This window comes from Clostridium sp. C2-6-12 (assembly GCF_009928485.1).
Lineage (GTDB): Bacteria > Bacillota > Clostridia > Clostridiales > Clostridiaceae > Clostridium.
The window spans coordinates 38,717-51,640 of sequence record NZ_JAABNP010000021.1; the positions used below are offsets into that span (position 1 = coordinate 38,717).

The 12,924-nt window shown below is 31.4% G+C and carries 8 protein-coding genes; all 8 read left to right on the top strand.

Features of this window, described 5'->3' with window-relative positions:
* Positions 1-133 precede the first annotated feature (133 nt).
* Positions 134-1,771 (top strand): glycoside hydrolase family 43 protein, encoded by a 1,638-nt coding sequence (locus GXK56_RS17070; RefSeq protein WP_160689590.1) that lies wholly within the window; start codon positions 134-136, stop codon positions 1,769-1,771.
* A gap of 53 nt (positions 1,772-1,824) precedes the next feature.
* Positions 1,825-4,503 carry a glycosyl hydrolase gene (locus tag GXK56_RS17075; protein ID WP_160689592.1) on the top strand — a complete coding sequence of 893 codons (2,679 nt, stop codon included), beginning with the start codon at positions 1,825-1,827 and terminating at the stop codon, positions 4,501-4,503.
* A gap of 114 nt (positions 4,504-4,617) precedes the next feature.
* A complete protein-coding gene (locus tag GXK56_RS17080) occupies positions 4,618-5,559 on the top strand; it encodes an ROK family glucokinase (RefSeq protein WP_160689594.1) in 942 nt (313 codons plus the stop codon).
* Positions 5,560-5,663: 104 nt separating this feature from the next.
* Entirely contained in the window at positions 5,664-7,379 is a 1,716-nt protein-coding gene (locus GXK56_RS17085; RefSeq protein ID WP_160689596.1) for a methyl-accepting chemotaxis protein, read from the top strand.
* 287 nt (positions 7,380-7,666) lie between these two features.
* Positions 7,667-8,638 carry a flavodoxin family protein gene (locus tag GXK56_RS17090; protein ID WP_160689598.1) on the top strand — a complete coding sequence of 324 codons (972 nt, stop codon included), beginning with the start codon at positions 7,667-7,669 and terminating at the stop codon, positions 8,636-8,638.
* Between the two features lie 577 nt (positions 8,639-9,215).
* A complete protein-coding gene (locus tag GXK56_RS17095) occupies positions 9,216-10,751 on the top strand; it encodes a septum formation initiator (protein WP_160689600.1) in 1,536 nt (511 codons plus the stop codon).
* A gap of 14 nt (positions 10,752-10,765) precedes the next feature.
* Positions 10,766-11,455 (top strand): response regulator transcription factor, encoded by a 690-nt coding sequence (locus GXK56_RS17100; protein WP_160689602.1) that lies wholly within the window; start codon positions 10,766-10,768, stop codon positions 11,453-11,455.
* Positions 11,448-12,566, top strand: a complete 1,119-nt coding sequence (locus GXK56_RS17105) for a HAMP domain-containing sensor histidine kinase (protein ID WP_160689604.1) — start codon at positions 11,448-11,450, stop codon at positions 12,564-12,566. The genes GXK56_RS17100 and GXK56_RS17105 overlap by 8 nt, the downstream gene beginning before the upstream one ends.
* Positions 12,567-12,924 lie beyond the last annotated feature (358 nt).

The window sequence follows — 12,924 nt, forward strand, 5'->3', positions numbered from 1 at the left end:
ATAAAAGAAATAGCTAGCAGTATAATTGCTAGTTATTTCTTTTAAAGTATTTATGAAAGAAAAGAAAATTAACTTAAAGATAATAAATTTAATTGCATTTTGTATAATAAAAAAGCGAAAGGATTGAAAGTATATGACAGAAAGAAAAATAAAAAATCCTATTATACCAGGATTTTATCCAGATCCATCAATTTGTAGAGTAGGAGATGATTTTTATTTAATATGTTCCAGTTTTGAAATGTATCCTGGAATTCCAGTTTTTCATAGCAAGGATTTAGCAAATTGGGAGCAGATAGGGCATGCTTTAACAAAAGAGAATGGCTTTCATGTGGAAGCTAATTCAATGTTTTGTGGTGTAATGGCACCAACAATTCGTTATAATAACGGTACATTTTATATAATAAATGCAAACTTTTCTGATAGGGGTAATTTTATTATTACAGCGAAAGATCCAAAGGGGCCATGGTCAGAACCACATTGGTTAACAGATGTTCCAGGAATTGATGCTTCCATTTTCTTTGATAATGATGGAAAAGCTTATATTATGGGTACAGGAAATGTATGGGATAATGGTACTGGTTATATGGAAAGAGGAATCTGGCTTGCACCATATGATATGGAAAACTTTAAATTAGCAGGGGAACCAAAAACTATTTATAATAGTGCACTAAGAGGTGGTTCTTCACCAGAAGCTCCACATCTATATCATATTGGAGAGTATTATTATCTAATGCTTGCAGAGGGTGGAACTGAACATTATCATGCAGTAATGGTAGCAAGAAGTAAAGAATTGTTTGGATGGTATGAAGGATGCCCTGCAAATCCTGTAATGACTCATAGACATTTTGGATTTAAATCTCCAATTATTAATGTAGGACATGCAGATTTTGTGGAAACACAAAATGGAGAATGGTATGCTGTAATGCTTGCTTCTAGATTGATAGATGGTGAATATAAGAATTTAGGAAGAGAAACTTTTATTTGCCCAGTTATGTGGGAGAGAGAATGGCCTATATTCAGTCCGGGAACAGGAAAAGTAGAATGGGAATATCCAGCAGCGTCCCTATCATGGACAGAATTTGATAAAAATGAAAAAGATTTAGAAAATTTTGATGGTGAGAATGACCTTGGAATGTCATGGGTATTACTAGGGACTCCATATGAAGAGTTTTATAAGGTAGCTAATTCAAAACTATCTTTAAAATGTGTAAAGGAAAATTTAACACCAGTAATTAAGCCTCTTGTAATAGGTGCAGAGCCATGTAAAGACAGGACTATGGGCTTTGTAGGGAAAAGACAAATTTATATAGATTTCTCGGTATTTGCTAAGATGAGTTTTAAGCCTCAAGAAGGAGAGTGTGCTGGTTTAGCTATAATGCAGGCTATGCATCATCAGCTACGTGTAGAACGTACTTGTGAAAATGGGGAACAACTTTTGAAATTGATAATTTCTACAACGAATTATGATACACCTCCATATTTCCCAGGCTTTTCATATGATCACAAGGAAGAAATAATTGCATGTGTGCCATGTGATAATAATGAAATTATTTTAGGGTTTAATGCAAATCATGAAAAGTATGACTTTGTATATGGAACTGATTTAGAACACATGAAGTGTCTTGCAGAAAACGTAGACTGTGGAAGAATCAATCCAGAAAAAGTTGGCTGTATGGCTGGGACATTAATTGGTATGTTTGCTACTGCTAACGGCAAAGAAAGCGATAATATTGCAGAATTTGATTGGTTTGAAATGAAAGAAGTAAAATAATAAAATTTTTAATAATATGAGAATAAATACAGAATGCAAAATGGAGGTCAAAGATGAAAAAGATAATTGAAGAATTAAAAAGCGATAAAGGTGGTAATTATATTCTCCCTTTTTTATGGATGCGTGGAGAAGAAGAAAATGTTATTCGTGAGGAAATAGAAAAAATATATGAAAGTGGAATAAAAGCAGTATGTGTTGAAGCTAGACCTCATCCAGATTTTGCAGGACCTAAATGGTGGCATGATTTAGATATCATTATGGAAGAAGCAAAAAAAAGAGATATGAAAGTTTGGGTTTTAGATGATGCTCATTTCCCAACAGGGTATGCCAATGGATTGATTGAGAAAAAATATCCTGAAAGAAGAAAAACTTATATTAATTATAACGTAGTTGATGTAATAGGAGCACAAGATGAAGTAAGTGTTCATTTTACACCAATGCTTAAGCCTAGAACTTCATTTTTGGATTTTGGAAAACAAAAAGATGTTGAAGAACAAAAAAAGAATAAGTTAGTTAGCGTTGTAGCAGCTAGATTAGTTAGAGATGGAGATATTCATGAAGAATTAGTTGATTTAACAGACAAGGTAGTAGGTAATTTTTTAACATGTAAATTACCAGCAGGCGCTTGGAGAATATATATTGTTTATGAAACTAAAACTGATGGCGGTGACAATAGATATATAAATATGGTTGATAAAGAATCTGTAAGTACACAATTAGAAGCTGTATATGAACCACATTACGAACATTACAAAGAAGAGTTTGGAAAAACTTTTGCAGGATTCTTTTCAGATGAGCCTGCATTTGGTAATGTAGGTGGTTTTGATTTTGATGAATCAATTGGAAGAAGAGATATGCCACTTCCATGGAGTGAAGAAGTTAAAGAAATGCTTAAAGATGCTTTCGGTAGTCAATGGAACCTATACTTACCATATTTATGGATAGGAACAATGGAAATGAATCAATGTGTTAATACTAGATACATTTACATGGATATTATTACAAAGTTATATAAAAAGAATTTTTGTGGTCAATTAGGTAAATGGTGCGAAGAACATGGAGTAGAATATATAGGGCATGTTGTCGAAGATAGTAATCAGCATAGTAAGCTTGGAAGTGGAGCAGGTCATTTTTTTAGAGCAATAGATGGTCAGCATATGGCTGGAATTGATGTTATTGGAGGACAAATAATTCCAGGTGGAGCAGGACTTGAAAGAGTATCACTAACAAAAGGTGATGGTGAATTTTATCATTATGCTTTAGGAAAATTAGGAGCGTCTAGTGGTCATCTTGATCCAAAGAAAAATGGAAGAACTATGTGTGAGCTTTTTGGTGCATATGGATGGAAGCTTGGCGTAAGAGATATGAGATATATTTTAGATCACTTACTAGTTAGGGGAATAAATTATCTTGTACCACATGCATTTTCTATGGCTGAATATCCAGATAATGATTGTCCACCACATTTTTATGCAAGAGGAAATAACCCTCAGTTTAGGCATTTTGGTTATCTAATGAATTATGCTAATCGTATGTGTCACATATTAAATGGTGGAAGACATGTGGCTCCAGTAGCTATTTTATATCACGGGGAAAGTGAATGGGCTGGAGATTTTATGAAGATGCAAAAGCCAGCAAGGGAATTAACTGAAAACCAAATTGAATTTGATTTTGTTCCTATGGATATGTTAAATGATCTTGAAGCTTATAATGGAAAATTAGAAAATGGTATATTAAATATTAATGATGTAGAGTTTAAATGCTTAGTAATTCCTTATAGTCAGTATATTACAAAGGAACTAGCAAACTTTATAAAAAATGCTAATGAACTTGAAGTTATATTTGTAGATGATATGCCACAAGGAATTACTAATGAGACTTGTGAAGCAGAAACAGCAGAATTACTGAAAGTTTGTGAAAGCTGCAAAGTAATAAAAATAGAATCACTTGCTAGTGTACTACAAGAAAAAGGCTTTAGCGAAGTTAAGCTAAAGAATAGATTTTCTGATTTAACATATTATCATTATTTTAAAGAAGGCAATATATACATGTTCCAAAATGAATCAGCTCATGAAACTTTTAGAGGAGAAATTGAGATTAATACTTTAGAAAATGCAGTCATATATAATTGTTTAGAAAATAGATTTGAAAAATTAACTGTCAATAAGTCAGCTGGAAAGAGTAGTATTTTCATAGAATTAAACCCTTGCGAATCTTGTGTGGTATTTGAAAATATAAGCGGATATGATGAAATTACTGTGGACTACTTACCTATGTCAGAAAAACTTGTTAAGTGCAAGAACAGTATGAATTTATCTAGTGATTGGAATTATTCTATGATAAAGAATAAAGAATATCCAAATTTCCGTGAAATTATTAAAATGGAAAATCTTGTTCCGATATCAAATGAAGATCCTTTATTTGCAGGATTAATAAGATATGAAAAGACTATAGAAATAAATGAAGTGAAAGATGAAGCTTATTTGAGTTTTCAATATGTATATGAAGCTATGGAATTATGGATTAACGATGAGTATGTAGGAATGAAAATATGCGCACCTTATATCTATGATGTAGCTAAGTACTTAAAGAAAGGCGAAAACAAAATCCGTGTTGAAGTTGCAACAACGTTAGATAGGGATCGATTCACAAGACCAGAGCCACCATATATATTATGGCATGATTCAATAGATCCAACAGGTATGTATGGAAATATAAATTTAGTAATGTAACAAAATAAATAAATTAACGTGCTGTGCTAACACAACACGTTAATTTATTAATCTTATATTATTATAAACATAATTTTTATCAAAAATAAAAATATAGATGAGGAGAAAGAGCAAATGAGAAGTTACGGATTTGGAATAGATATAGGTGGAACAACAGTAAAAATGGGACTGTTTAAGGTAGATGGAACACTTTTAGAAAAGTGGGAAGTAGATACGAGAAAAGAGGAAAATGGTAAATATATTTTAGATGACATTGCAAAAGAAATAAAATATAAGATGAAACAAAAAGAAATACATAGACATGATGTAGTAGGTGTTGGAATTGGAGTTCCAGGGCCAGTTAGCGGTGATGGAACAGTTTTAAAATGTGTTAACTTAGGCTGGGGAATATTTAATGTAGAAGAAACCCTAAGTGAAATGATTGATTTGCCAGTAAAGGCAGGAAATGATGCCAATGTTGCAGCACTTGGTGAAATGTGGCAAGGTGGCGGAAAAGGATATAAAAATGTAGTGATGGTAACCCTTGGAACAGGTGTTGGTGGAGGAATTATAATTGATGGAAATGTTATTTCAGGAACTAATGGAGCAGGTGGAGAAATTGGTCATATAAAAGTTGTTAGAAATGAAACTGAAACTTGTGGCTGTGGAAAAACAGGCTGTCTTGAACAATATGCATCAGCTACTGGAATTGTAAAAGAAGCACAAAAGCTATTAAATAGCGAGGAAAGACTTTCGATACTAAGAGATTCTAGTGAAATTACAGCAAAATTAATATTTGACGCTGCAAAAGAAGGCGATGAGCTAGCTACTATATTAGTTGAAGATTTAGGGGGAAAATTAGGTGGAGCACTTGCTAATGTTTCTTGTGTATGTGATCCAGAAGTTTTTGTAATCGGTGGGGGAGTATCGAAGGCAGGAATGATTCTTATTAATGTTATAAGAAAACACTTTATTGAAAAAGCTTTTCATGCATGTGAAGAAACAAAATTTGAACTTGCTAAATTAGGAAATGATGCAGGCATTTATGGAGGAGTAAAGTTGATTTTAGGTAAATAGATTAAAGTTTAATTTTATTAGAATAACAAAACATGTCAAAATTATCTATAGCTATTTTTGACATGTTTTGTTGTGCTAAAAGTAAAAAGGAGTGATATTGATTTATGTATAAATGGTTTAATAATTTGAAAATTATTTATAAGTTGCTTATGGCATTTATTTTTGTTGCATTTTTCATAGGAATTGTTGGAATGATAGGAATATATCATATGAAAAGTATAAATGGGAATCTTAATAATATTTATAACAATGATTTGTTGAAAATTGATTATATTAATCAAATCAAACAAAATGCATTATTAGAAGAAAAAAATGTTCTCTTGCTCATTAACCCTAATTTTAGAATGGGAATAAATGATTTTGAAAAAGTAATTAAAAATACACAAAATGATTATAGTTCAATAATTTCAGAATATAAAAAAATTATAACTGCTGATTCTGATAAAAATGAATTAGTTAAATTTGATGAAGTGACACAAAATTCAAATGAAACTATTGATAAAGCAGTGAAAGAAATCAAAGATGGAAATTATAGCTATGCTGGTGAGCTGATGGACAAGTACAGTAAGATACAAGATAAGAAGATAGAATTTTTGGATAATGAATTAAAAATAATATCTGATAATGCGAAATCTGATTATGGTAATAGTCAAGCTACATATAAAACTGCATACAGTGAAATTTTATTTATAATTGTGTTAGGTTTACTTATTGCTATAGTATTAGGATTAATAATTTCAATTTCGATTTCAAGACAAATAAAGAAAGTTGTAATTGTTGCAGAAGCAATTGGAAATAATGATTTATCTAAATTAGCCCATGTTAATAATAAGAGTGAAATTGGAATTTTGGCAAAAGCATTAAATGAATCTATAATGAATATAAAAGAGTTAATACATGAAATTTCAAATAGTGCTTCTGATATTAGTGCTACTAGTGAAGAAGTATTTGCAACAACAGAAGAAATATCAAAAAAAATGGAGAGTGTAAATGAATCTTCAAAACAAGTATCTTTAGGTGCAGAACAATTAAGTGCAACAACAGAAGAAATAAACGCTACAACAGAAAGTATTTCAGTAAATACAGAGGAGGTTACTAGGAAAGCAATAGAAGGTAATAAAAAGGCAAAGAATATTGAATTAAAAGCAAAAGAATTTAGAAAAACTGCTGAAAACAATTCTAAAACCTCAAACATCATATATTTAGAGAAGCAAGCAATTATACTAAGCGCAATTGAGGAAGGAAAGATTGTTAATCAAGTTAAAATAATGGCAGACGAAATAGAAAATATAGCAAGTCAAACAAATCTTCTTGCACTTAATGCTGCTATTGAAGCAGCAAGAGCAGGAGAACAAGGCAAAGGATTTGCAATTGTTGCTGATGAGGTTAGAAAATTAGCTGAACAGTCATCTACAACAGTTCAAAAGATTCAAGAGGTAACAAATAAGATTGAAAAGGCATTTGAAAATATTTCAAATGGATCCAATGAAATATTAGGTTTTATTGATAATGATGTGAAGCATGATTATGAATTATTCGAAAATACAGGTAAGGAATATGGCGATGATGCTATGGAATTTAGCACTTTATCATCAGATATTATGGATTCAATGGATGTAGTGAACAAAATTATGTTGGAAGTAAAAAAAGCAATTGAGAATGTTTCAGCAACAGCGGAGGAATCAGCGGCTAATTCAGAAGAGATATTAGAAAGTATAAGTGAATCTACTAGAGCTATACAAGAAATAACTAAAGCATCCCAAAATCAAGCTATGTTATCTGAGAAGCTAAATAATATGATTAAAAAATTTAAATTATAAAAAATGAAAAGAAATCTTAATAAAAACATTAAGATTTCTTTTTTGTATTATTAATATAATTGATTGAAATTAGTTTAATGTCAAAATTAATAGTAACTATTTTTGATATATTTATTTTAAATTAAAAGAAAAAAATAAAAGGGTCAGAATATAGACTAAAACTGGTTAAATAACTGACAGAATACCTATACAAGAAAATTTATAATTAATATAGAAAGATATTATTATGTATTTTGGAAATTATAAAAAATATTTATTTATGAACTTAGAAAAAGGAGTTTTTAATTATGAAAGTTTTAGGATTATCATTTGGAAGAAAAAATTGCAATACAGATATTTTAGTAAAAGAAGCACTTTTTGGCGCAAAAGAAGGTGCACCAGATGCAGAAATAAAATTTATCAACACAAATAATCTTACAATTGATCGTTGTACGGGATGTGGCGCTTGCTCAACAAACCTTGGAAAAGGTAAAGATAATGACTGTATAGTTAAAGATGATTTACAGATGGTAGAAGAAGCAATCCGTGAAGCTGACTGCTTGATTGTAGGTGCACCAGTATATGTATTACAGCCAGTTGGTCAATTTAAGAATTTTGTTGACAGATTCTCTTGTCGTCATGATGTATCTGCAATTAACTGGGTACTAGATAAGAGAAGAAATGGGGAGGCTCCTGGAGATCCAGATGCATATCCACAAGAAAGATTGAAAAAACGTTATGTATCTTACATTTCGGTTGGTGGAGCAATTACACCAAACTGGGTATCCATGGGTACATCAACTATGCATCTTTTTGGCTTTCCTCCAATGATGAAAGTTATTGGTAATTACGATGCATCAGGAATGGGAACAAGAGCTAATCCAATCCTAGATGATAAAATGATGTCTGAAGTTCATGAAATAGGTAAACAAACTGCAGAAGCTTATGGAAAAGATGATAAGGATATTGCATGGTTTGGTCCAGAAGGAACATGTCCAGTATGCCATCAAAACCTTTTAACAGTTAATGGAACAACTACAGTAGAATGTCCAATATGCGGAATTGAAGGTAAGATTGCAATTGAAGGAGAAAAGTTAAAAGTAACCTTCTCTGAGGCTCAGCAAGCAAGAGCTAGAGGTACATTTGCAGGTCTTCGTGAACACACTGTAGAAATCCAAGGGTTTGGGGCAATCTGTGCACCAAAGATAATGGCAAACAAAGAGCTTTTAGATAAGAGAATGGAAGTTTATAAGAACTTCGAAAAATATATAAACGAATAATGTATTTTTAATATGGGTAGCAGTTTCTTAAAAAGAAATTGCTACTTTTTATGGTGTGCCCAGTATTGGCACGCACTAAGTTACTCTTAAATTATAAATTGGTTAATTTTAAAAATATATATAGTGGATTTAAAAGGTCACGCTTAGCCTTCACCATAAAATCCACGACCATTTATATGTGGCTTAAATAGCTGCTTACAGGTGGTCGTGTTTTTTTATTGTCACGAGGGAATGCTACAATCAAAATCACTAAAATCTACAATTTGTTGCTGCTTTTTTGCATGTGGAAAATTATAGGAAGTTTTAGAGGAAGGTAGTCTGATTGAATAAAGCTTTAGAGTTATGGTTGTATAAATTTGAAAAAGCAATAGTGAGAAAATTAATATTTTTGTTTACCAAAAAACGCCTGATCGCTTAGCATAAATAACAACAGTAGTTACTAAGAAGAGAGAGACTGCTTATGCAAAAGTTTCTAATTGCTTGTTTTTAAGGAAATATTAAGGTTGTTTATAATCAAAAGAAATAATTATATTATATATTTATCCTGTGATTAAAATATGACAGGAGATGTATTAAAGTGATAAAAAATAAAGTAATAAAAATAACAACGGTATGCTTAATAGGATTACTAATTGTAGGCGGAGGCTTTGGGATAAATAAACTTTATCATAAATCCAGCATTGTGTCATTAGACAACAGTTATGCCAGCTATGGTTTATCGGAACCACAAAGATATATAACAAAACATATGGCAACTATCAATGGACAAAAAGTAAACTATACAGCTACAGCTGGTGAGACGTATATTTATAATCTAAAAGGAGAGCCAACAGCATCAATTTTCAGCTATTCATATATTAAAGATAAGGGAGATAATAGGCCTATTATTTTTGCTTTTAACGGAGGTCCTGGTTCATCTTCTTTATGGCTACAGATGGGAATAGGTCCTTATAAGACGGAATTAAACTCAGCTGTAAATCCGGATATAAAGCCACCTTATAAGTATACAGAGAATACAAATAGTATTCTTGATACAGCGGATATAGTTTTTATTGATCCTGTGGGAACTGGGTATAGCAAGGCTGTTGGAGTTGGAAAAAACGAGGATTTTTATGGAGCTTACGCTGATGCTGACTCAATGGCACAATTTATAGAGCAATGGGTAGCGAAAAATAACCGATGGAATTCGTCAAAATATATTTTGGGAGAAAGTTACGGGTGCAAAAGAGCGGCACTTTTACCCAATGCTTTAATGGGAGGGCCTACAACAAGCTCAGGAAGATTTACAGGGATAAATATTGATGGTGTTATTATGGCAGGGTCGACATTGGATGACGATTTCACTGACAAGGTTATGATGAAAGCTATGGCGCTTCCTTCTATGGCAAATACTGCATGGTACCACAAAAAGAGTGGAAACAGTAATCAATCAATCGAAGAATTTAATGAAGAAGTTATGAATTTTGCTGAAAATGAATACTACAAAGCACTTATAAAGGAAGGAAACGGAACGCTTACAGATAAGGAAAAGCAGGAGACAATAGAAAAACTTATAAAATATACGGGGCTACCTGAAAAATACTTTGAAAAAACACTGGAAATTCGCAGTAGTAGCTTTTCTAATGAATTACTGAAGGAAGAAAACAAAGACGTTGGAATTTATGATGGAAGATGTACGCTTCCAAATGTCGGAAAAGGTTATGAACCAGTGGCGGATGATCCATCTATGGGTCAGTATTCGCCTGCATTTATAGCTACATTTCACGATTATCAGAAAAATGTATTGAATGTAGATATAGATAAACCATATAATAACATTGTATGGGGTGATCTTAACTTTAAATGGGATAACAGTAAAAAAGGACTGATACCGAGCAAGGGATACGCATACGATCTGGCTGCTGCTATGAGGAGAAATCAGAATATGAAACTGTTTGTAGCTTCAGGCTACTATGATTTAGCAACTCCAGCAGGAATAGTAAAAAATATTATTAATAATGCACCGATAGATAAGGAAAGAGTAACATTTAATGAGTATGAGTCAGGGCATATGGTATGTCTTGGTGAATCAGCTGATAAATTCATTAATGATTTAAGGGAATTGATAAAATAAAGGATGTGATATATTTGGCTTATACTATATTAATTACTGATGATGACAAGGATATTATTGAATTATTAAGATTGTATATTGAAAATGAGGGTAATAATGTTATTATAGCGTCAAACGGGAAAGAAGCACTAGATTTAGTGAGAACTAGTAAAGTAGACTGTATTCTGCTTGATATTATGATGCCTGAAATGAACGGATTTCAGCTTATTAAAGAAATAAGAAAAGAAATTATTCTGCCTGTTATATTCCTTACAGCAAAAAATAATATCAATGACAAAATCCTTGGATTGGATTTAGGAGCGGACGATTATATAGTAAAACCATTTGATCCCATAGAAGTGATTGCAAGAATTAATGCTAATATACGCAGGTTTTATAATCTTAATACAGATGAGAAAAAAGATAGTATATGTCTATACAATGGAAATATAAAACTTGATTTATGTGATTGTATTGCCTATGAGAACGAGTCAAGAATAGAATTAACTTCGACAGAATTCAGGATATTAAAGCTCTTTATGGAAGCACCAGGAAGAGTATATACCAAACAACAAATATTTGAAGCGGGGTGGGGGGAATATTCAGTTGTTGATGACAACAGCATTATGGTGTGTATCAGTAAACTGAGAGGAAAATTCGTCCGCGGAAATTGTATCAAAAATATTAGGGGCCTGGGGTATCGAATGGAGAAAATCAATGAATAGTAATTTAAAGCAATATATTATGAAAAGATTTGTTGTTATTTTATTTTTTATTATATTTTTTATGATTGCATCTAATATACTTATTCTCTACATTTTAAGTGATGCAGGCAATAATAGGATAGGAATTACAATTATTTTTGGCTATCAAAATGTAAATAATACATACCCATTAAGATGGCTGATTATGTATATTATTTCAGTTGCTGTGGTGGTCTGTATTTTCACAAGATTGTTCAGCAGGCTAGTTAGCCGGAGGATAACATATCCAGTTGATAAAATTACGGAAGGTTTAAGACAAGCATCAAGTGGAAAGTTTGATACAAAGCTGGACTTTGAAACAGAAAATGAGTTTGTTGATATCAGGGATGCTTTTAATTACATGATTGTAGAAATGAAAAAATCTAAAGAATTGGAGCAAAAATATGAAAAAGAAAGGTCACTACTTTTTAGTAATGTTGCCCATGATTTAAAAACACCTATTACAACAATAAAGGGATTTTCTGAGGCCATTGTAAAGGGGATTGTTAATTCAAGGGAGCAGGAATTGGAATATCTGAAGGTAATAGCGAAAAAATCCGATAATATGAATCAGCTGATAGACCTACTTTTTGAATATTCGAAATTAGAGAATTCAGAAAATAATTTAAACATAGGTGAGGTTGATATTGCCGAACTGCTTCGTGAATGTGTAAGCATTATGTTTATGGAGTTTGAAGAAAAAAATATGTCAATGAAAATAGAGATACCGGATGAAAAAATCGTTATAAATGCTGATGAAATCCAAATGAAAAGGGTAATTAATAATCTTCTGACAAATGTGATTAAACATAATCCTGAAGGTATAGAGGTCTGTGTAAAATTGGAGAAAGATAATAAAATAGTTATAGCAGATACAGGTACTTGCATTCCAGAAAATATAAGAAATGATATTTTTAAACCATTTGTTTGCGGTGATGAAGCACGAACGTCAAAAGGAGGAAGCGGACTTGGTCTTGCGATAGCAGCTAAAATAATGCGATACCACAAAGGAAATATTGAGTTGGATTGTAACTATCCTAACTATACAAAGGCTTTTATTATTTGTTTAAAAAATAAAAAACAAATATGTTAGATTGATAAATTTGTAATTATTGATATTATAAAGGATTACCTCAAAAAGAATAGAGATTATGGTAAGAGAAATATTATGTTAATAAATATTTATATGATTAAATTACTGATTATAATGGGCATTTTAAGACAAATAACATTGTTTTAAAGTGCTCTTTTAACATGGAATATTTAAATAAAAATTTAACTATATATGCGTTAATTCTTATGATTTAAAAAAGCATTGAGAAAATGTAAGTTGATTGCCATTTACATGGTGTAAAGTTGCATGTATAATTGTTTACAAGATGTAAAGAGCTATTATGAATTGATAAGCTATAATTTTTTTATATAGCTTTTGTAAAGGTTAACAAGAACTG